22 protein-coding genes are annotated in these 20,094 nt (G+C 44.7%); 12 read left to right on the top strand and 10 right to left on the bottom strand.

Translation table 11 applies throughout. The features are described from left to right. Nucleotides 1-4 precede the first annotated feature (4 nt). Nucleotides 5-1,693, top strand: a complete 1,689-nt coding sequence (gene ilvD, locus B649_RS11400) for a dihydroxy-acid dehydratase (RefSeq protein WP_015654677.1) — start codon at nucleotides 5-7, stop codon at nucleotides 1,691-1,693. Between the two features lie 3 nt (nucleotides 1,694-1,696). Here the strand turns inward: ilvD and B649_RS11395 are convergent, their stop codons facing one another. Further along, nucleotides 1,697-2,530 (bottom strand): hypothetical protein, encoded by an 834-nt coding sequence (locus B649_RS11395; RefSeq protein WP_291750903.1) that lies wholly within the window; start codon nucleotides 2,528-2,530, stop codon nucleotides 1,697-1,699. A gap of 107 nt (nucleotides 2,531-2,637) precedes the next feature. Here B649_RS11395 and asnB point away from each other — a divergent pair, with 107 nt between their 5' ends. Beyond that, on the top strand, nucleotides 2,638-4,443 hold the full coding sequence (asnB, locus tag B649_RS11390; RefSeq protein WP_015654675.1) for an asparagine synthase (glutamine-hydrolyzing): 1,806 nt from the start codon (nucleotides 2,638-2,640) through the stop codon (nucleotides 4,441-4,443). Here the strand turns inward: asnB and B649_RS11385 are convergent. From B649_RS11385 to dcd, 5 genes are all read right to left on the bottom strand, one after another. Beyond that, nucleotides 4,435-5,310: an ORF6N domain-containing protein gene (locus B649_RS11385; protein ID WP_015654674.1), complete on the bottom strand. Its 876-nt coding sequence runs from the start codon at nucleotides 5,308-5,310 to the stop codon at nucleotides 4,435-4,437. The two genes, asnB and B649_RS11385, sit on opposite strands and share 9 nt — an antisense overlap. Before the next feature lie 144 nt (nucleotides 5,311-5,454). Then, nucleotides 5,455-5,949: a GAF domain-containing protein gene (locus B649_RS11380; RefSeq protein WP_015654673.1), complete on the bottom strand. Its 495-nt coding sequence runs from the start codon at nucleotides 5,947-5,949 to the stop codon at nucleotides 5,455-5,457. Continuing rightward, entirely contained in the window at nucleotides 5,946-6,467 is a 522-nt protein-coding gene (locus B649_RS11375; RefSeq protein ID WP_015654672.1) for a GAF domain-containing protein, read from the bottom strand. The genes B649_RS11380 and B649_RS11375 overlap by 4 nt, the downstream gene beginning before the upstream one ends. Nucleotides 6,468-6,587: 120 nt before the next feature. Then, entirely contained in the window at nucleotides 6,588-6,824 is a 237-nt protein-coding gene (locus B649_RS11370; RefSeq protein ID WP_015654671.1) for a DUF465 domain-containing protein, read from the bottom strand. Between the two features lie 42 nt (nucleotides 6,825-6,866). Continuing rightward, the gene (dcd, locus tag B649_RS11365; protein ID WP_015654670.1) at nucleotides 6,867-7,427 is read right to left on the bottom strand and encodes a dCTP deaminase; all 561 of its coding nucleotides are present in this window, start codon (nucleotides 7,425-7,427) and stop codon (nucleotides 6,867-6,869) included. Nucleotides 7,428-7,500: 73 nt separating this feature from the next. Here dcd and accB point away from each other — a divergent pair, with 73 nt between their 5' ends. Beyond that, entirely contained in the window at nucleotides 7,501-7,947 is a 447-nt protein-coding gene (gene accB / locus B649_RS11360; protein ID WP_015654669.1) for an acetyl-CoA carboxylase biotin carboxyl carrier protein, read from the top strand. Between the two features lie 2 nt (nucleotides 7,948-7,949). Then, nucleotides 7,950-9,290: an acetyl-CoA carboxylase biotin carboxylase subunit gene (locus B649_RS11355; protein ID WP_015654668.1), complete on the top strand. Its 1,341-nt coding sequence runs from the start codon at nucleotides 7,950-7,952 to the stop codon at nucleotides 9,288-9,290. Between the two features lie 84 nt (nucleotides 9,291-9,374). Here B649_RS11355 and B649_RS11350 read toward each other — a convergent pair whose 3' ends face one another. After that, nucleotides 9,375-10,211: a peptidylprolyl isomerase gene (locus tag B649_RS11350; protein WP_015654667.1), complete on the bottom strand. Its 837-nt coding sequence runs from the start codon at nucleotides 10,209-10,211 to the stop codon at nucleotides 9,375-9,377. 91 nt (nucleotides 10,212-10,302) lie between these two features. On the opposite strand from B649_RS11350, the gene gltX reads away from it, so the two are divergent. Both gltX and B649_RS11340 read left to right on the top strand, forming a co-directional pair. Beyond that, entirely contained in the window at nucleotides 10,303-11,685 is a 1,383-nt protein-coding gene (gene gltX / locus B649_RS11345) for a glutamate--tRNA ligase (protein WP_015654666.1), read from the top strand. Between the two features lie 82 nt (nucleotides 11,686-11,767). After that, a complete protein-coding gene (locus tag B649_RS11340) occupies nucleotides 11,768-12,829 on the top strand; it encodes a 3-oxoacyl-[acyl-carrier-protein] synthase III C-terminal domain-containing protein (RefSeq protein WP_015654665.1) in 1,062 nt (353 codons plus the stop codon). 1 nt (nucleotide 12,830) lies between these two features. Here the strand turns inward: B649_RS11340 and B649_RS11335 are convergent, their stop codons facing one another. After that, nucleotides 12,831-13,514: an MqnA/MqnD/SBP family protein gene (locus tag B649_RS11335; RefSeq protein WP_015654664.1), complete on the bottom strand. Its 684-nt coding sequence runs from the start codon at nucleotides 13,512-13,514 to the stop codon at nucleotides 12,831-12,833. A 115-nt stretch (nucleotides 13,515-13,629) separates the two neighbouring features. Between B649_RS11335 and B649_RS11330 the strand changes: the two genes are divergently transcribed. Genes B649_RS11330 through B649_RS11320 form a run of 3 tightly spaced genes read left to right on the top strand, consistent with a single transcriptional unit; the run spans nucleotide 13,630 to nucleotide 15,496 of the window. Continuing rightward, nucleotides 13,630-13,851, top strand: coding sequence for a MoaD/ThiS family protein (locus tag B649_RS11330; RefSeq protein WP_015654663.1), 222 nt, complete (start codon nucleotides 13,630-13,632; stop codon nucleotides 13,849-13,851). 2 nt (nucleotides 13,852-13,853) lie between these two features. Next, on the top strand, nucleotides 13,854-14,300 hold the full coding sequence (locus B649_RS11325) for a molybdenum cofactor biosynthesis protein MoaE (RefSeq protein WP_015654662.1): 447 nt from the start codon (nucleotides 13,854-13,856) through the stop codon (nucleotides 14,298-14,300). Then, the gene (locus B649_RS11320) at nucleotides 14,297-15,496 is read left to right on the top strand and encodes a molybdopterin molybdotransferase MoeA (protein WP_015654661.1); all 1,200 of its coding nucleotides are present in this window, start codon (nucleotides 14,297-14,299) and stop codon (nucleotides 15,494-15,496) included. Before B649_RS11325 ends, B649_RS11320 begins: the two co-directional genes overlap by 4 nt. A gap of 75 nt (nucleotides 15,497-15,571) precedes the next feature. Here the strand turns inward: B649_RS11320 and B649_RS11315 are convergent, their stop codons facing one another. After that, nucleotides 15,572-16,894, bottom strand: coding sequence for an MFS transporter (locus B649_RS11315; protein ID WP_015654660.1), 1,323 nt, complete (start codon nucleotides 16,892-16,894; stop codon nucleotides 15,572-15,574). Nucleotides 16,895-16,970: 76 nt separating this feature from the next. On the opposite strand from B649_RS11315, the gene B649_RS11310 reads away from it, so the two are divergent. Further along, nucleotides 16,971-17,501, top strand: coding sequence for a non-canonical purine NTP pyrophosphatase (locus tag B649_RS11310; RefSeq protein ID WP_015654659.1), 531 nt, complete (start codon nucleotides 16,971-16,973; stop codon nucleotides 17,499-17,501). Here the strand turns inward: B649_RS11310 and B649_RS11305 are convergent. After that, complete coding sequence (locus B649_RS11305) at nucleotides 17,474-18,253, bottom strand: undecaprenyl-diphosphate phosphatase (protein ID WP_015654658.1); 780 nt, start codon at nucleotides 18,251-18,253, stop codon at nucleotides 17,474-17,476. The two genes, B649_RS11310 and B649_RS11305, sit on opposite strands and share 28 nt — an antisense overlap. A 116-nt stretch (nucleotides 18,254-18,369) precedes the next feature. Here B649_RS11305 and B649_RS11300 point away from each other — a divergent pair, with 116 nt between their 5' ends. Beyond that, a complete protein-coding gene (locus B649_RS11300; protein WP_015654657.1) occupies nucleotides 18,370-19,233 on the top strand; it encodes an aminotransferase class V-fold PLP-dependent enzyme in 864 nt (287 codons plus the stop codon). A gap of 4 nt (nucleotides 19,234-19,237) precedes the next feature. Further along, nucleotides 19,238-20,083: an ATP phosphoribosyltransferase regulatory subunit gene (locus B649_RS11295; protein WP_015654656.1), complete on the top strand. Its 846-nt coding sequence runs from the start codon at nucleotides 19,238-19,240 to the stop codon at nucleotides 20,081-20,083. The last annotated feature ends 11 nt before the right edge of the window (nucleotides 20,084-20,094 follow it).

Below are 20,094 nucleotides of genomic sequence, written 5' to 3'. Positions count from 1 at the left end.
TCCCATGCGTAGTGATACTATTAAACGCGGATTTGATAAAACCCCCCACCGAAGTTTGCTCCGAGCAACGGGATTGAAAGACGAAGATTTTGATAAACCGTTTATCGGGGTCGCGAACTCCCATATCGATATCATACCGGGGCATTTTTTCCTCCAAGAATACGGCCGAATTGTGAAAGAAGCAATCCGTGAAGCGGGCGGGGTTCCATTCGAGTTTAACACCATCGGTGTCGATGATGGTATCGCAATGGGGCATGATGGGATGCTCTATTCGCTTCCAAGCCGTGAGTTGATAGCCGATTGTATCGAGACGGTGATGAACGCTCACAAGCTGGATGGTTTGATCTGTATCCCTAACTGTGACAAAATCGTACCGGGGATGCTTATGGGTGCGTTGCGGGTTAATGTACCGACGATTTTCGTTTCCGGTGGACCGATGAGCGCAGGGCATAAAAAAGACGGTACGCCGATCGATTTGGCGACGGCGTTCGAAGCGGTCGGAAAACATGCCGATGGTAAAATGTCCGATGAAGAGCTCTATGAAATCGAGTGCGAAGCGTGTCCGAGCGGTGGGAGCTGTTCAGGAATGTTTACGGCTAACTCGATGAATACTCTTTGTGAAGCGATGGGGGTTGCCTTGCCGGGTAACGGTACGGTGCTTGCGATGACACCGGAACGTATCGAGATGGTAAAGGCGGCGGCACGCCGTGTCGTCGAGATGGTCAAAGACGAAAACAGCGCGAAATGGAATATGCGCAATATTCTCAATGATAAAGCGATTCACAATGCATTTGTTATCGATATGGCAATGGGGGGAAGCTCCAATACGGTTCTCCATTTGCTGAGCATTGCTAAAGAGGCAGAGGTTGATTTCGATATTACAAAAATCAATGAAATCTCTGAAAAAGTGGCGCATATCGCGAAAATATCTCCGTCATTATCGACCGTTCACATGGATGACATTAACCGCGCAGGCGGTGTAAATGCCGTTATGAAAGAGGTAAGTCGACGTGGTGGTGTATTGGAACTGGATGCGATGACGATTACGGGTGAGACATTGGGTGAGCGGATCAAAGATGCGGTGATTAAAGATCCGAATATTATCCACACCAATGAAAATGCCTACTCTCCGGTCGGTGGTCTCTCGATCTTGTTCGGTAATCTGGCTGAAGAGGGTGCGGTGGTTAAAACGGCGGGAATTACCCCTAATATGCGACAATTCAAAGGTTCTGCCGTTTGTTTTAACTCTCAAAACGAAGCGATTGCCGGCATTATGGGCCATAAAGTTAAAGCGGGTGATGTTGTTGTTATCCGCTATGAGGGTCCTAAAGGCGGTCCGGGTATGCAAGAGATGCTCGCCCCTACGGCACTTATCATGGGAATGGGATTAGGGGAGAGTGTTGCTCTCATCACTGACGGACGCTTCTCTGGGGCAACCCGTGGTGCATCTATCGGTCATGTGAGCCCTGAAGCGGCTGAGGGCGGTTTGATCGCTCTTATCGAAGACGGTGATGAGATCGAACTCGATGTTGATAGCCATCTTTTGCAGCTCAATGTCAGTTATGAAGTATTGGAGCAACGCCGTCTCCATTGGAAACCGATCAAAAAAGAGATCCATTCCAAATGGCTCAAACGCTACAGTCTCCTCGTCTCCAACGCCTCTAACGGTGCTGCGTTAAAAACAGAACTGTAAGTCTCATTTTTTCCCCACACGGTCACAGTATCGTTTTGCATTTAAAAGACGTTCTTTATGCCCTGCATCGGAAAGGGCTTCGGGAACGACGTTGCGCAGGTAATATTCGACGTATTTGCACAAATTTATGCTCCCTTGTATTCCGGCTTCAGTTTTAAATTTTTGGATCAGTGTTGAGCGTTCGGAATTGAGAAAAAGTGCTTGATTGAATTCATATCCGAAGAAGTTGAGAGATTCGCTAAATTGATAGGTAAGTTTTTCTTTGACCTCGTTAAAGTAACGTAAGAATTCCTCTTTATGGGCCTCTTCGAATGTTTTTAGTCTCTCTTGTATCTCTTCGAGCTCATGCCGATGGCTTCCGATAATATGGATAGTATCAACTTGGTCTCGGCGTACTTTTTTGAGCTCATTTTCATACTCATCTTTATTGGCGATGGAATCGACATCTTGTTTGAATTGTAGTTCCATCACTTCACGTTTAGCGCTTAGCCCTTGTTCTTTAGTAATGAGCATTTGAAGTTCCGCTTTGAGGAGTTCAAATTGATGCTTTTGCTCAACATACCCCTCTTGTGCGAGTAAAAAGTTTTTTGTATAGACACGCTGGGCAATGTTGGTTCGTTGCTCAAAATCGTTGTAGCGTTCGCTCAGGTAGCGGATGGTGTTAAATTTACTGATAAGTTCTTGATTGTAGATGGTGGTGTCGATATCTTTAAACATTCCGGCGGCGGAGTAGATGAACTCTTTAAAAACATCGAATCGAAAATCTTCGTCAAAATCAAAACCGATAGCATTAAAATATTTTTTTACGAGTTTAATATCATCTTCAAAAAAGTTCATAACTACTTGTTTTTGAGATATAGAAAGAGGTATCATCAATTTTGCTCACTCACGCGTACTTATGGTTGGGTTATGATAGCGTATAATTGTGAAAAAAAAGGTTTCACGTGTGCGGAGTATTTGGAATTATCGGTGACTACTCTCCTTCCAAAGCACGTGAAGCCTTAAAGAGATTAGCGCATCGCGGACGGGATCATTGCGGCATTGTGGAAGGGGAGGGATACTTTCTGTCGCACCAGCGTCTTTCGATTACCGATGCGCATGCACGGTCTCATCAGCCGATGCGCAGAGGTCGAGTCCTTATCAGTTTTAACGGTGAAATCTATAATCATACGGCACTTCGGGAAACACTGCATCTTACACATTGGGAGACGGACAGCGATACTGAAGTGATTTTAGCCGCGTATGAACGATGGGGGATTGCATGCGTAAATCATCTGGAGGGGATGTTTGCATTCGCTTTGATCGATGGGGATAAGCTTTATCTCGTCCGTGATCGATTCGGAAAGAAGCCCTTGTTCTATCATCAAAACACGGACACATTGGTGTTTGCTTCGGAGATAAAAGCGATTAAACCTTTTTTATCCTCGGTTCGAATGAACGATGAAGCGCTCCATTCGTATCTCTCTTTTTTAGCTCCGACACCGCCGCATACATTTTATCAGGGTATAGAAAAATTAGAGAGTGGTGAGTGGCTCTGCTATGAACACAATAAGGTGACAAAGCATCGTTATTATAATGTGTTGGAGAGGTCATTTCCGATGATAAGCGATAGGAATGAAGCATTAGAACGTATTGAAGAAGAACTGTACCGTTCTGTCGGTGCAAGGCTTGATACGAACGTACCCGTTGCGGCATTGCTTTCAGGTGGATTGGACAGTGCTATGATTTGTGCGATTGCGGCACGTCAGGGTAAAAAACTCCCCGTCTTTACCCTTGGATACGATGAATACGGTGCGTATGATGAGCGGGTAAACGCTGCTATTACAGCGGAATATCTTGGGCTTGAGCATACGGAAGTCATTATTTCACAGAATGATTTTCACGAGCATCTGGACGAACTATTGATTCACATGGATGAACCGCTCAATGATCCTGCCGCATTGCCGCTCAGCTTGTTGATGAAAAAAATCGGCTCGCAAGGGTATAAAGTCGTCTTAAGCGGCGAAGGCTCAGATGAACTTTTTTTAGGATATCGGCAATATTTTGAATATTTCGATATCGAAAAAGCGGCTTCTTTGCACCATAAAAACTGGCTCAAAAAATATTTTCACAGCCATTTTTCGATGAACCGTGAGTGGGAATGGTACAAACGGGTTTTTGATGAGTCATTGCTTTTTAGAACTTCGGGAGAAAAATTTACCGATTTACAGCAAAACAAATTGTTACGTCGTAATGTTCGGGATAATGAATCACTCCGATTTTTGCAAGAGTATCGTGAAATATTTGAACAAAGCGGACACAATGATCCGAGTATGTGGTACAGCATGATCGATCTGAAACTCTTTGTGGGTGAACACTTTCTCGCTAAGCTTGATCGGGTTTCGATGGCACATACGATTGAAGCGCGAACCCCGTTTTTGGATCATACTTTGGCGGAAACCGTTTTAAGTATTGATCCTGTATTACGTATCGGAAATGGGCAAACTAAAACATTGCTAAAGCAGGTTGCTCGAAATTATCTGAGTGATGAGATCATTAATCGTCGTAAAAAAGGGTTTGCCAACCCGTATATGGAGTGGTTGATTGCCTCGGAACGTCTGGAATTGATACGGGAAGTGAATGATAAAACGGGATTATTTTATCCCGAAGTGATTGAAGAATATCTGGATTTGGCCCGTCGAGGAAAATTTAAACAACACGTATGGGGACTTTATGTCCTCAGTCATTGGATTAAGAGGGAGTTATTGTAATTTCCCCAACATTTCAATGGAGCCTTTTTCAAACTTCGAAAATGCAAACCACTTTTTACCCAAATCTTTGAGACTTGCACCGATATGATATATCTCCTCGTCATCGAGGATCAAAAAACGATCATGTGATGCGGAAAACTCTTTGATCTGTATGGGTGGATATTGGGCATTGTGTTTTTTGAGATCAAGTGAGAGTTGTGAAGTAATCATTTTCGTGTAAATGGTCGCTTTGCAACCATCGGCTCTTTTGGTTAACAGAACCAACACACTCTCATCCACATAATTATCGATGAGGACAATGGATCTTTTGGCACTTTTGATCAGATCACTAACAAACACATAAGCATCGAAAATCTGATTTTCATAAAATATTCCATAATCAGGTCGTAGATCTTTGGATTCGATTGCACTAAAAAGTTGATTGAATTTTGCATCATGCTTTAAAAGCTTTTGCTCAATCGTATCGATTTTTTGAAACAGCACCCCATTATGGGAAATAAATTTGCGCATGGTAACAAAGGTTCGTATGATTTTTACACTCATGTCCACTGCCGTCGGACTCTTTAAAATAGCACTGAGCATCGAAACACCTTGTTCTGTAAAGGCATAGGGTGCTCTTCTAAGTCCCATTTTCTCTTTATTGGAAGTCACAAATTGTGACCTCCAATTCTCCAACTCATCTTTCGTCAGTTGAAACATAAAATCAGAGGGGAATCGCTCACTATTGCGTTTGATGGCTTGATTAAAAACTTTTGTCTCCACCCCATACAACTCTGCCAAATCTCTGTCCAACATCACTTGTAATCCGCGAAGAGTGTAGATTTTGTTTTGGATGTTGTGTTCGTCTATGATAGAAATTTCATTCACGGCAAATCCTCATCATCGTGCAGGATACTATTGTGCGATTGTACATTACCCGATGAAGAAGATAAAAAATATGGCAATTTGAAATAAAAAATATTAAATTATATTCACCCTTCGACCGGCTCAGGGCGAACCGTTACTAAGAGTTTATTTTTTCTCCATGAGTAGTGCCAATTCCAATGTTCCGCTGATATAGTTGGCAAAGAAGCTCATAATCCCTTCATCATTTTCAGTAAAATCACCGTGGTATTTATTGAGGAGTTGAATGACACCGATTACTTCTTGACGCGAGTTAAAGATGGGAACAGCGAGGATATTTCGGGTCACGAAACCACTTTTTTCATCGATTTTGGCTAAAAAACGGCTGTCTTCATACGGATTATTGACGAGTTGCGCTGTTTTTTTATGAACGGTGTCCCCGACGATTCCCGAATCGATACCGATCGCAATCCGGCCGATTCCATCACTTAGTTTTGTCCAGAGCATTCCACCGCTTTGATCCACGATAAAAATAGAGCACCGCTCTGCACTGACGATGGCTTTTGCTTCTTCGGATATTGACGGCAAAGTCTCTTCAATATGGTTCAAATGACTGAGCCGTTTGCCGAAATCGGCGATTCGTTCATAGATTTTTAAACTCATTCTATCCCCTTGTTGAGTAGTGTCGCTTCATCATCGAATAGCATTGCAAGCTCTAAGTAACCGCTGATATAGTGGGCGAAAAAAATCATAAATTTAGCATCTTCTCGGGTAAAGCCACCGAGTTTATTCAGAAGCTGAAAGACACCGATAACATGACGATTGGAGTCAAAAATAGGAATAGAGGCAATATTTTCCGTTACAAATCCGGTTTTGTTATCGACAGCATGGAAAAAGCGATCATCCTCATAAGGGTTGTTCACCAAAATAGGTTTTCCCTCTTTAAGGGTACTTCCTACAATGCCATCGTCTTTGTGAACCATTATCTTTTCAACACCATCGGCTAGGGTGGTCCAGAGCATCTCGATTTTTTGGTTATAGATAAAAATAGAGCATCTCTCAGCTCCGCTGACTTGTTTTGCATACTCCGAGATCAGGGGCAGCCCCTCGGAAAGTGTCGGACGCTTGAGCAAAGAACGGCCAAATTCGGCCAGTGCGGCATACGAAGTGGTGGATATCATTCAAGTACCTCTTAGGTGAGTTCACGAAAAAGTAAATCGTATCCATTTAAAGCTAAAAAGTAAATCAACAGAAATAAAATAGAGATGAGGAAAATCCCCAGAGTGGGGATTGAGCAAAATTTAGAGGTTATTGGCTTTTTTGTATTCGATAATCATTGCATACGCTTCGTCTTTAAGCAACAATTTTTCTTTTTTAAGATTTTCAAGTTCAACATCGCTCATCGGTACTTCACCGCTCTCAGCTTTAGCAATTTGGTTATCAAGATCGTTATGGCGATCAAAAATTTTCAAAAAGTGGGCATTTGCCGCATCATTTTGTTTTATGTGGGTGATTACATCACGGTATTCGTGCAACATTCAGTGTCCTTGCGTGGAAATTTATCGCAATTGTACCACTACTTAATTTAAAATCCGTGGAAGGGTGATCCCCTCTTGCCCTTGGTATTTACCGCTTTTATCTTTATAGCTGGTTTCGCACATCTCATCTCCTTGTAAAAAGAGCACTTGTGCAATCCCCTCATTGGCATAGATTTTAGCCGGAAGAGGGGTAGTATTCGAGATTTCAATGGTGATATGTCCTTCGAATTCCGGTTCAAAAGGGGTGACATTTACGATAATGCCGCAGCGTGCATAGGTCGATTTGCCCAAACAGATGGCTAAAACGTCACGAGGAATTTTAAAATATTCTACCGTGCGAGCCAATGCAAAGGAGTTTGGCGGGACGATACAGACGTCACCCGTGAAATCAACAACATTCATATCGTCGAAATGTTTTGGGTCAACAACCGTAGAATTAAGATTGGTAAAAATCTTAAATTCATTCGTCACTCGGATATCGTAACCGTACGAACTAAGGCCGTAACTGACGACTCCTACACCCACTTGATCTTCGCAAAATGGGGAGATCATCCCCTCATTTAATGCCTTTTCTCGAATCCATCCGTCGCTTTTGAGACCCATCTTCATATCCGTTGTTAATTTTATTTGTGGTAGTATAACACATCTATTACCCTACTTTTAGGAGCATTTTCCGATGGATATGAAACAAATCAAAGCACTTTTGCAAGAGTTTGACGCAAGTACTCTTTCAAAATTAAAAATTACTCAAGACGCTTTTTCGATTGAACTTGAAAAAAATATCGGTGTTGTTGCAGCACCGGTAATGGCAGCACCTATAGCGGTTGCTACGACTGCAGTTGCAGCACCTGTAGCCGTTGAAGCAGCAGCTCCTGTGCATACTGGCGACATGATCGTTTCCCCAATGGTCGGGACATTTTATGGCTCTCCTTCTCCTGATTCAGCTCCCTTTGTCAAAGTGGGCGACCGTGTAAAAAAAGGTCAAGTCATCGGTATTCTTGAAGCGATGAAAATTATGAATGAACTTGAGGCTGAGTTCGATTGTAAAATTGTAAGCATTCTTGTTTCTGATTCTCAAGCGGTTGAATACGATATGCCACTTTTCGCGGTCGAGAAACTCTAATCATGGCGGAAATCAAACGTATATTAGTGGCCAATCGGGGCGAAATCGCTCTGCGTGCCATCCGAACAATCAAAGAGATGGGGAAAGAAGCAGTAGCAGTTTATTCGACTGCTGATAAAGAGGCTTCCTATCTTAAACTTGCGGATGCGGCGATTTGTATCGGCGGGGCTCCAAGTTCTCAAAGTTACCTCAATATCCCCGCAATTATTGCTGCGTGTGAAATTAGCGGATGTGACGCGGTATTTCCGGGTTACGGATTTTTGAGTGAAAATCAACATTTTGTTGAGATTTGTACCCATCACGGAATTAAATTTATCGGGCCGACTCCTGAAGTTATGGTGATGATGTCCGATAAATCCAAAGCGAAAGATGTCATGATCGCCGCAGGTGTTCCGGTTGTTCCGGGATCTGATGGCGCTATCAAAGATATCGCCGAAGCAAAAGTTCGCGCCAAAGAGGTCGGTTATCCGGTTATCCTCAAAGCGGCAGCCGGCGGCGGCGGACGCGGGATGCGCGTTGTCGAAGATGAAAGTTATATTGAAAACGCATTTTTAGCGGCAGAAGCGGAAGCGATCGGCGCATTCGGTGACGGCACGATTTACATGGAGAAATTCATTAAAAATCCTCGCCATATTGAAGTACAAGTGATTGCCGACAGCCATGGAAATGTATTACATATCGGTGAGCGTGACTGTTCCATGCAGCGTCGTCACCAAAAGCTGATCGAAGAATCACCCGCCGTTGCCCTAACCCCTGAAATTCGTGCTGAATTACACGCGTCAGCGGTTCGTGCTACCAAGTATATTAAATACGAGGGCGCAGGGACATTTGAATATCTTCTTGATGCCGATAAAAAGTTCTATTTTATGGAGATGAATACCCGTCTTCAGGTAGAGCATACTGTTTCTGAGATGGTAAGCGGTTTGGATTTGATCGAGATGATGATACGTGTTGCTGAGGGAGAAGCTCTTCCATCACAAGAGAGCGTTGTCCTCACTGGGCATTCAATCGAGTGTCGTATTACAGCAGAAGACCCTATTAAATTCTTGCCAAGTCCGGGAAAAATCACTCAGTGGATCGCTCCGGGCGGACGTAATGTTCGTATTGATACTCATGCTCATGCGGGTTATATCGTCCCCTCGACGTATGACTCAATGATCGGAAAGCTTATTGTTTACGGAAAAGATCGTGATGAAGCGATTGCACGGATGCACCGTGCATTGAGCGAATTTACGATTACGGGGATTCGAACAACGATCCCTTTTCATGCAAAAATGATGCAAAACCCCGATTTTATCAACAATAACTTCGATACCAAATACCTCGAAAACTATCAGGGGTAATCCCCTCCTCGTCATACCGTACTTGATACGGTATCTATTTTCTTAAGAACTTAGATTCCGTGTCGTAGCACGGAATGACAAAATTTACTCCGGTAATCTCAAAACTTTTATATCCGCACTTAGACGTAAACGCGTAAAATAGTCATTCAAAACCTGATTTCGTTTTTCACCAATAATTGCATTTGAAATTTGAGGACGCAACGATTCGAGATTTTCGGTAACAACGTTCAGTTTATCGCGCATGTAAAAGCTCATAAAACTATTTTGCCCATTAGGGATGATAGGGCTGAAGCTGCCATTGGGCGTTTTGTTCAGGAGTTGAGCCAACTGAGGATTGATTTTTCCAAAAGGGATAGACTCGTCTTTGGTTTGAATGGCTTCAACATGACGCATCGGATCGGCAATTTTTGCTGCTAATGCTTCTTGGGAAGCAGAAAGATAGGCGGTTACCTCAAAACTCTCAGGACGTGAAAACTCATCGAGATGGAGTTGATAATATTCTGCTTCTTCCTCAGCCGTTGGTTGGCCCATTTTAGAAAATGCAATAGCGCTATAGAGCTTTTGTCCTTTGATACTCTCTTCGACTTTGGCCTTAAGATCTTTTTCGCTGAGCCCGCGTACACTCTGCATTGCATTTAAAAACTGCTCCATAGAGAGGTTGTTTTGGGCTGCCATGCGGGTTAACTCTTCGTTGATTTCGGTTGTGGAAACGGTGATTTTTTTCTCTCCGGCTTCGAGTTGCTCAAGCTTTTTGCGAATCAAGTTGTCGGCACTTTGTGTAGCGTTTGTGCCACTTTGTTTCATCTCTTGCTGTACCTCGAAAAGGGTGATAGGGGTGTTTTTGACCAATACTGCCACACCGCCGATAGGGGCGCTCCATAAAAAAGTGGCGAGTAACGCAGAAAGGGTAATCGAACGCATTGATGCTCCTATGCAAAAGTTTCCTATTTTACCCGCTTTTAACATAGCCTTAACTAAAATTGCGCAATTGCATCCAAAAAGGATTTTGAACATGGTAGTAACCAGATTTGCCCCAAGCCCGACGGGATATTTACACATCGGCGGATTGCGTACCGCCCTTCTTAGTTACCTTTGGGCACGACGTAACGGCGGAAAGTTTTTACTTCGTATCGAAGATACCGATTTTAGCCGAAATGATGAAGCGGCAGCCCTTGCGATCGTCGAAGCGTTTAAATGGGTCGGATTAGAACATGACGGCGTAATCGAGTATCAATCGAGCCGTTTGGCAATCTACCAAGAGTACGCCCAAAAGCTCCTCGATGAAGGGAAAGCGTACAAGTGCTATATGTCCAAAGAGGAGCTTGATGCACTTCGCGAAGAGCAGACGATGCGCAAAGAGAGAGCAAAATACGACAACCGATATCGTGATTTTAGTGGAGTAGCACCTGAAGGGCGTGAAGCGGTTATCCGTATCAAAGCTCCGTTGGAAGGTTCTATTACGGTGCATGATGGAGTCAAAGGGGATGTTCTTTTCAATGTAGCCGATATTTTGGATGATTTTATCATTGCCCGCTCTGACGGTACCCCGACCTATAACTTCGTCGTTGCTGTCGATGATGCCCTGATGGGAGTGACCGATGTAATACGAGGAGACGATCACCTCTCCAACACTCCAAAACAGATCGTCGTCTATGAGGCGCTCGGGTTTCCGATCCCCCGCTTTTTCCATGTCCCGATGATCCACAATCACGAGGGTAAAAAACTCTCGAAACGTGACGGTGCGACCGATGTCATGATGTATAAAACGATGGGGTATACCCCTGAAGCGCTACTCAACTTCCTCGTCCGTTTGGGATGGAGTCATGGCGATCAGGAGATATTCTCGATGGCGGAGATGTTGGAACTTTTCGATCCGAGCGATATTAACCGCTCCGCATCAGTTTACAACGTCGAGAAACTCGATTGGCTCAATAGCCATTACATTAAAAATATGTCTAACGACAAATTGTGCGAACTTTTGGAGTTTCACGGGGTCATGCTGGTAAGCCACGATAAACGTGAAATTTTGCTCGATGCGCTAAAAGAGCGTGCAAAAACATTGGTCGAGATGGCAACGCTGATCAATGAGATTTTGGTTCGTCCTGCGCTCTTTGATGAAGCGGCTCTTAAAAAAGGGTACAAAGAAGAGAGTAAAGCGATTTTGGAAGCTTTTGCCCAAGCGCTTAAAAATACTACAGAGCTTCATCTCCCGAGTGATTATCATCATGTGATGGAGAGTGTAGTAGCACAGTTGGAGATTGGGTTCGGGAAAATCGGTCAGCCGTTACGTGTTGCGCTGATGGGGAAACTATCGGGACCCGGGCTGGACAGTGTTATGGCGATTATCGGTGTCGATGAGACGTTGGCACGGATTGATGCGCTGTTAAAATACTAGACTCAAAATATAAAATCTTTTGCTTTTTAGCTACAATCGCTCGGCACTTATGGATGTCGAGTAGATTAATAGAGGAAAAGAAGTGAAAAAAGATGTTTTTATCGTTGGTGTAAAATCGGTATTTCCAAAAATTTATAATTCTGTTGATGTAATTGATAAATTGTATAGCGAAAAACTTTCTTCTGCAAAAGTAAATAAATTTGCGACAAGGCTTGGATCAAATGTCCAAATTAAAAATCGAGCTATCAGTATTGATTTGGAACAATTCCCCCGCATTGTAGTTCCTGATGAAAATTCTCCGGTTTTATGGGCAAGCGGTATCATTAAAAGTTTTTCAGACACTATCCGCGATGATAGTAAAATTGAATTCATGTCAATCTCTTATAATGCAAGCTCACATGCGGTAACTCTTCCTAATCTTACGTGTCAAATTGCTCATGAATCTGCACTTGACTTAGCCTATCCTCCTGAGGAGATTGTCAATTATGGGTGTACCTCGGGTATTTTTTCCATCCAATCTGCGGTTAATTTCTGTCAAAAAAATGATTCTTTGGCAACGGTTTTTGCATTTGAACAAACATCATGGACATTCAAGCCGCTTTACGATGCGTCAGATATAAATTTTAGAGCATCTTTGCGAACACATGCTATTTTTGGAGACGGTGGTGCCGGATTACTCTTAGCTAGTGGAGCTGAAGCCGAACATTTTGATAAAAAGCTAAAAATCATCGATATAAAATTGGATTACCAATATGGGGATGTAATCAAAATGGAAGATGGCGCTTTTTTCACAGGTGATGGCGTAAAGGATGTTATGCCAAAGCTCGTGAGTCAAAATATTATCAAACCAATTTTACAGCGAAACGGACTGAAGATAGAAGAGGTCGCTGAATGGTCGTTGCATCAAGGCGGCTTACCTGTTGTTGATAGCTTTATGAGTCAAGAAGTACTAGGATTAAGTGAAGAGCAAGTAGAAATATCAAAAAAAATGTTTGTTGAATACGGCAACATCAGTACGCCAAGCAATTTTGTTGTTTTAGAACATCACTTAGAACAGGGCAAAGGACAAATTGGGGACTATGGCTTAATCGTTGGATTTGGTGCCGGTTATTATTTCGGAGCGGTCCTTTATCAACACTGCTAAACTATAAGTATCTTATGGCTCCCAAGGAAGGGGCCAATCTTTTGTTTTTTGCCTCTCTCACAAACGCTTTGTATCCTCTCTCCTCTTTTATCCCCACTTTATAGCTGATAAATTTTAGATAATGGGTAATTTGTGCGGGGCTAAGAGTGCTTCGGCGGGATGCATCCATCAACATATAATAAGGAATTTTGACTCGTTTGGCGACAAATGCGCGGCTCAGGCGTTTAAGCTCATCTGTGTGATTGTGAGTACAAAGGAGTGCAAAGACAAACGGCAATCTTGTTCGTTCATGCCAGATTTTTCCAAGATCAATATGTTCCCCTCCGCCGTAATAGTATCGGAGCGCCTTATCGCCGATCAGCACCTCACCATGAATATCGAGTATGCGTGAGAGGAGGTTTGAGGTCGCCGAATCCTCATCGGCTTTATCGGCATTGGGGAGAGAGAGGACGCTGAGTACTTCACGTTGTGCGACGATACCAACCCCGAAATGGCGGCAGTTTTTAGCGGTAATACTGGAGATAAATGCCGCATCGATCCGACGCATGGCAAACTCGCGATTAAGGGCCGAAGGGACTCCTTTGTGATAATGAAGGCTTTGGTTAAATCGAGTGCTTCGGGCATAGCGTTTGATAAAAACGTGGAAGGGGAGGAGATTTAAAAAATCAATTTTTCCGAAAATCAAAACTTCTCCTCTGCAAAAATAAAACTCATTATACTAATTGATCCCTGACAAGGCACTGTTAGTTCTCTTTCGCTATAATTTACCACAATATAACTACCCAAAAAGGGGAATTGTCATGGTGACAGTCGAATTTTTAGGACCGATTCAAAAGGCTCCGTTAACTTTGGAAGCTTCATCATTACGTGATGTCGCCGAGGCATTGAAAAAAGATTCCGAAATGGCACAGTGGTTAGAGAACTGTGCGGTAGCGGTTAATGATACGCTGGTCGCATCTCTCGATACACAGCTAAAATCGGGGGATAAGGTATCTTTGCTCCCTCCGGTATGCGGTGGATGAAGATGCTGGAGCTTTATGAGGGAGCGCTTAACGTTTCCGAAATTATCACGCGGTGGTACTCCGAAGAAGCGGAGTACAACTACGGTGCATATATTCCGTTTATCGGGACGGTACGTGAAGAAGACGGGATCGAAGGGCTCAGTTTTGATCTCTATGAACCGATACTGGGCGCATGGTTTGAAGCATGGCAAGCCAAAGCGGAACCGCTTGGTGCAAAGCTCAAAATGGCTCATAGCCGAGGGGATGTATTGGTGCATGAATCCTCATATATCGCAGCGGTATTTTCACCAAAACGACGTGTAGCGTTGGAGACGATTGAGAAATTTGTCGAAGATTTTAAAGCCTCCGCCCCCATTTGGAAATACGACCTTAAAAATGGAGAGCGTCTTTACGCAGCGGATCGTTCAACAGCGATTGCAGGTGCGGGAATTTTGGGAGGAAAGATATGATCTCCTATGAAACGTCTCAAAATATGATCACTCTTCTTAGTATCGGGAGTATCCGCAGTGAGCAAATTTTTCTGACTCACGCGTTAGGTCGGATTTTGGCGGAAGACATTGTCGCCGACAGCGATTATCCTCTCCATCCTACGTCAGCGATGGATGGGTATGCGATCCTCCACAGTGATTTGGAAGAGTATGTGTCACTCGAAATCCTCGGAGATAACCCCGCCGGAGCCGATGAGATTGGTTTCGTTATAAGCGGAGCGTGTATCAAAACCTTTACCGGATCGCTCATGCCGCAGGGAACCGACACATTGATTCCGATTGAGAATGTACGTGTTGAGGGATCAAAGATTATAATCGAGAAACCGGTTCCATTCGGATTTGCCGTCCGTCCGATCGGCGAGAGTTACCGAGAGGGTGAAATATTGATTTCCAAAGGGACGAAGATCGGGTTTGCCGAGATCGGTGTTTTGGCCGGGATCAATCGGGTGATGATCCGTGTAGCACAACGCCCCCGTGTTGCGATCATCGCAACGGGGAGTGAGATTCTCGACATTGGTGAAACTGCTCGTCATGCAGGACAGATCCGAAGTTCCAACAGCTATACCCTTCAAGCTCTTGTCGATTCTCTCGGAGGCGAGAGTGTACAGATGGGGATTGTCGGAGATGATAAAGCGGCCATTATGGAGCGATTTGAAGAGGCGATCAGCTCGTGCGACATTGTGGTGAGTACGGGTGGAGTGAGTGTCGGCGATTACGATTTCGTCAAACATATCGTCCCCAAACTCGGTGCTGAGGTAATCTTCAAAGGGGTTAATATCAAACCGGGGCAGCACGTGATGGTGGCTCAACGGGGATCGAAGTTCATTGTCTCTCTCCCTGGGTTTGCCTACTCCTCGACCGTCACATTTATTCTTTATGCCGCACCGCTTATGGCACGGATGATGGGAATTGAAAATCCCAACGACGTGATCGAAGCTACTCTCAAAGTGCCGTTTGCGAAACGTTCCAATAAAAGCGAATTTACCGCCTGCAACCTTAGTTTTGTCGATGGGCGATACTGGGTCGATTTTGAGGGGAAAAAGAGCGGAAGCTCTGCCATTTTGACGAATCTTCTTGGAAATGCGGGACTTATGATTTGCGGTGAAGAGGATGGGGATTTAGAGGCGGGGACGCTAGTGAGGGTGATAAAACTCTAATGGCTTCATTCTTTTGTTTGTCATCCTGAACTTGATTCAGGATCTAAGATTGCGGATTAAGTCCGCAATGACAGGTTACTTAACGATTTTCGCTTTAATAGCCTCTTCTTCAACCATATCTTTACGATATTTGACCGCGACGATATTTTCGGTCTCATTGATATACCACTCCGCAATATGCTCATGTTCCAAGTTACCCAGTTTCTCCATATCTACATGATCGACAGAGATATAAAGATGAGAATATCGGTGCGGATTCGACATTTTAAACGTCCACAAAAGCCAGAGTGTTGTTACGACAATCAGCCCGATGGCCAACGTTTCACGTGTTGAGTATTGTAAGGCGATACCGGCAACGGCTCCGCCGATAAACGTCATGAAATAGGCGACTCCGTTAGCAATCCCGAGAGCCGCCCCTTTTTGATGAACACGGGCGTATTTTGAAATCATCGACTGAACCAGTGGCTCCATCATATTAAACGCCATAAAAAAGGCAATGACTCCGAGGACAAACTCCCACCCTTTGGTTGCAAATCCTAATAGGGTAAACGCGACGATAAAGAGGACGATAGAGAGCAAAAAGATTTCGCGCGGTTTGTTGTATTTTTCACCGAACACGGCTGCCGGTCCCATCGCGATGAGTCCCATTAGCATTGCCGGAACATATACCTGCCATAGCTCTTTGGCTTCCCATTTGAAAATACCCGCACTGTCCAACAGGAGGATCGGAATGAGGACGAACGCAACCGTCATAAGCCCTTTTTGCATTCCGTTGGTGATAATCATACTAAGGAGATTCGGATCTTTGAGGATATCTGCCGTGGTAGTGGTAGAGTGGTAAATATGGCGGATACGCGGAGGGGTAGGGACTTTCGTAAAGAGGACGAGCATCGCCAATATAGAGAGCACCGCAGTGATCCAAAACAGTGATGCGACACCTGCATAGGCACTGATAACAGGACCGGCAGCCATAGCAAGGGCGAAACTGATTGCGATGGTTCCCCCCATCAGTGCCATCGCTTTACCGCGAGACTCTTCATGGACGAGATCGCTGATCATGGCGGGGATTACAGCACCGATGGCTCCGGCTCCTTGTAAAAAACGTCCTGCCATCAGAGTATAGATGTCGGTACTCACGGCACAGATGATAGAACCGACCAAGAAAATGACGAGTCCGACGAGGAGTGTCGGTTTACGACCGATTTTATCACTCATTACTCCGAACGGAACTTGGAAAATCGCTTGGGTGAGGGCATAGCCGCCGACGATAACACCGACTAAAAATGGAGTTGAACCTTCGAGATTCAAGGCATAAGCCGAGAGGACGGGAAGAACGAGAAAAAGACCGAAAAATCGGAGTGAAAGAATTGCTGAGAGCGGGAGAACCGTTTTAAACACGTTGTCACCTTAGATGAGCTAAAATTTTCGTCATTATAGTACATTCGGCATTTAGGCGGATGGTTGAGGAAGAAAAGTGCGTGAAATTATAGAATTGCTCCACGATCGGGAGGTTTTTCCTTACACCGATCTGATAGAGGGATTTGAAATTATTGAAGACGGTGACACGTTTAAAGAAAATGCGCTGATCAGCGGCATCAGTGTCGATGTATTGGGCGGTGCTCCGGGGATTTACAGTGCGAGGTACGGCGGAGAGGGTGCGAGCGATCGGGATAATCTTCTTAAACTCGTTAAATCATTAAAAGAAAAAAATTTCCAAACCTCACCTGCCCATTACACGGCGGCAATTGCGATTGTTTCCCGTGAAGGGGAGAATTGTGTGCACGGGTGGATGCACGGGGATGTGATTACTGAACTTCGGGGTGAAAACGGTTTCGGATATGATCCGATTTTCATTCCAAGCGGATATGTGCAGACGTTGGGTGAGTTAGCGAGTGATGTAAAAAAAGGGCTTTCGCACCGTTCCAAAGGGTTGGAGTTGGCGAAGATTTTGATTGATCAGATTAAGTTTTTACGCTCTCACGCCGGAAGCACCGCTACAAAATAAAAGAAAATGATTCCGACAACGATTCGATAAATCGCAAACGGGGTAAAGGTGTGGCGGCTGACGAAGGCGACAAAAAGTTTGACCGTTGCGAGGGCAAATACAAACGCCGTTATAAACGCAATGGAGAGCATAAAATAATCATCCACGACCATTTCATTGCGGTGCTTGATGAGATCGTAGGCGGTAGCGATGATCATCGTCGGAATGGCGAGGAGAAACGAAAATTCTGCGGCACTTTTTCGGCTGAGTCCCATAATCAATCCGCCGATAAGGGTTGCACCGGAGCGGCTGGTTCCGGGGATCATCGAGAGGCTTTGAAAGACGCCGATGGTAAAGGCCTCTTTGAAGGTAAGCTCGGTGATATCTTTTCCTGAATCGATGGGTTTGTCACGGCGAAGATACTCGAAAGCTAAGAATACTATCCCTCCAGCGATGAGCATAATACTCACTGTTTCTACTCCGAAAAGGGCTTTAATCTGTTTGTAAAACAAAAATCCCAAAGCCCCTGCCGGTAAAAAAGCGACACCGATTTTCAGCCACAGTGTTTTATCCTGGAGGAGTCTTTTGGCGTATAAAAATAAGACGGCGAGGATACTTCCGAGTTGGATGGAAACCTCGAAGGCTTTATGGGCATTGGTTTGCTCCAATCCCAACAATTGTGAAGCGAGGATAAGATGTCCTGTTGAAGAGATCGGGAGAAATTCGGTGACTCCCTCCAGCGCGCCAAGAATCAATGCATCAAATAACGTCATTAAATAAGCTCTTTTTTTGATGCAATTGTACCATAGCCTCACCCCTTAAACCTCCCCTAACCTCAACTAGGATAAAATGCGCGGATTTATGACCATTTCCCTCAAGGAATTTTTGAATGTTACTTTTTACCCCCGGTCCTACCCCCGTACCTGAGTCTGTTCGTGTCGCGATGGCAGGCGAGACGCTTCATCACCGTACCCCTGAGTTCGAAGCGATATTTGAGCGAACCCGCACATTGTTGTTTGAACTCCTTGGGATGGATGAGGTGTTGATGTTGGCATCCTCAGGAACCGGAGCTATGGAAGGGGCAGTCATCAATCTCGCCCATTCCAAACTCCTCTCAATCAATTCGGGAAAATTCGGTGAGCGTTTCGGCAAGATTGCGCTAGCTCACGGGATTGCGAATGTCGAAATCAAGCACGAATGGGATACTCCTGCCAGTGTTGAGGAAGTTCAAGCGGCATTGAACGCTAACCCTGATGTCGATGCGATTGCGATTCAAATTTGTGAAAGTGCGGGCGGATTGCGCCACAGTGTTGAAGAAATTGCAGCGGCGGTTAAAGCACACAACCCATCCATCATGGTGATTGCAGATGGTATCACGGCGGTGGGCGTGGAGAAAATCGACGTCGCGATTATGGGGCTTTCCAATGCGGCGATAGAGAAAATCGGAAGCGGTAAAGGGTATTACTTTAACCTCGCTACCGAGATCAAAAATCAGCGTAAAAACACGACGGCATGGACAGCGGCAGATAAGTTGTACGCCGATACGGCGCGTCGGGCATATGCAACCCGCGAAGCGATGGGTGCGATCGGCCTCTCTATCTACCCAACCAATCCTGCCGATTCGATGACAACGGTAGGGGACGCTGCATGTTGGGCAGCTAACGCGGTGGAACTTTCTCTTGCTGCAATGGGCCGACGTACATATGACGGAACCGCGAACCGCGTGTTTAACACCGTCTATTTTGGACTCTGATATTATGGTATTTGAACACGAAATTCCTGAAGGGTCCAAGCTCTACTTTGCCGGAACGGCGAAGACCAAGCGAATCATAGAAGCCAAAGCAAGCACCCTGTTGAGCGATGCCGGATTTGAAGAGATATTAACACCGCTCTTTTCGTACCACCAGCACATGAGTGTCTGCGATCAGCGTGAGCTTATCCGTGTTAACGACAGTGAAAACCATCCGATCAGCCTTCGTGCCGATTCGACGATCGATGTGGTACGTATACTTAACAAACGTCTCGGCGGCAATACGGAACACAAAAAATGGTTCTATATCCAGCCGGTTTACCGTTATCCTGCGGATGAGCAGTATCAAATCGGGGTTGAGATTATCGATGAGCCGAACCTTTCGGTAGCGCTCACCCAAGCGACACGGATTCTCAATGTTTTGGAATTTTCGCCGTTATTGCAAATATCCAATATCAATATTCCTCGAATTCTCAGCGAGATGTTGGATCTGACGTTGGACGATTTCCGTCATGTAAACATCGAAAAATTTCTAGCTCTCAAAATCGACTGGTTGACTCGATTGGTCTACATGCAGCATGCCGATGAGATCGATGCAGTTGCGGCAATCGTACCCGATGCGATCAAACCGGAACTCCTGAAAATCAAAGAGCTGTGTGAGGGGCTGGAATATCCTAATGTAGTTATCGCTCCCCTTTATTACGCTAAAATGCTTTATTATGACGAGCTTTTTTTCCGCGTGATCGAAGGAAATGAAATGTACGCTATGGGCGGACGCTACAAAAGCGACGAGACGGTTTCCGTCGGATTCGCCATTTATACCGATGCGTTGATCGACGCATTACACCAATAACTAAAAGTAGG

Origin of the sequence: Candidatus Sulfuricurvum sp. RIFRC-1 (assembly GCF_000310245.1) — a bacterium.
GTDB lineage: Bacteria > Campylobacterota > Campylobacteria > Campylobacterales > Sulfurimonadaceae > Sulfuricurvum.
This window is presented reverse-complemented; position numbering and strand designations above follow the sequence as displayed.

Bases quoted from the DNA above. Each gene is read 5' to 3' on its own strand.
- ilvD (WP_015654677.1), top strand. From the start codon at position 5: ATGCGTAGTGATACTATTAAACGCGGATTTGATAAAACCCCCCACCGA.
- B649_RS11395 (WP_291750903.1), bottom strand. From the start codon at position 2,530: ATGAACTTTTTTGAAGATGATATTAAACTCGTAAAAAAATATTTTAAT.
- B649_RS11380 (WP_015654673.1), bottom strand. From the start codon at position 5,949: ATGAGTTTAAAAATCTATGAACGAATCGCCGATTTCGGCAAACGGCTC.
- B649_RS11375 (WP_015654672.1), bottom strand. From the start codon at position 6,467: ATGATATCCACCACTTCGTATGCCGCACTGGCCGAATTTGGCCGTTCT.
- B649_RS11370 (WP_015654671.1), bottom strand. From the start codon at position 6,824: ATGTTGCACGAATACCGTGATGTAATCACCCACATAAAACAAAATGAT.
- dcd (WP_015654670.1), bottom strand. From the start codon at position 7,427: ATGGGTCTCAAAAGCGACGGATGGATTCGAGAAAAGGCATTAAATGAG.
- accB (WP_015654669.1), top strand. From the start codon at position 7,501: ATGGATATGAAACAAATCAAAGCACTTTTGCAAGAGTTTGACGCAAGT.
- B649_RS11355 (WP_015654668.1), top strand. From the start codon at position 7,950: ATGGCGGAAATCAAACGTATATTAGTGGCCAATCGGGGCGAAATCGCT.
- B649_RS11350 (WP_015654667.1), bottom strand. From the start codon at position 10,211: ATGCGTTCGATTACCCTTTCTGCGTTACTCGCCACTTTTTTATGGAGC.
- gltX (WP_015654666.1), top strand. From the start codon at position 10,303: ATGGTAGTAACCAGATTTGCCCCAAGCCCGACGGGATATTTACACATC.
- B649_RS11330 (WP_015654663.1), top strand. From the start codon at position 13,630: ATGGTGACAGTCGAATTTTTAGGACCGATTCAAAAGGCTCCGTTAACT.
- B649_RS11325 (WP_015654662.1), top strand. From the start codon at position 13,854: ATGCTGGAGCTTTATGAGGGAGCGCTTAACGTTTCCGAAATTATCACG.
- B649_RS11320 (WP_015654661.1), top strand. From the start codon at position 14,297: ATGATCTCCTATGAAACGTCTCAAAATATGATCACTCTTCTTAGTATC.
- B649_RS11305 (WP_015654658.1), bottom strand. From the start codon at position 18,253: ATGACGTTATTTGATGCATTGATTCTTGGCGCGCTGGAGGGAGTCACC.
- B649_RS11300 (WP_015654657.1), top strand. From the start codon at position 18,370: ATGTTACTTTTTACCCCCGGTCCTACCCCCGTACCTGAGTCTGTTCGT.
- B649_RS11295 (WP_015654656.1), top strand. From the start codon at position 19,238: ATGGTATTTGAACACGAAATTCCTGAAGGGTCCAAGCTCTACTTTGCC.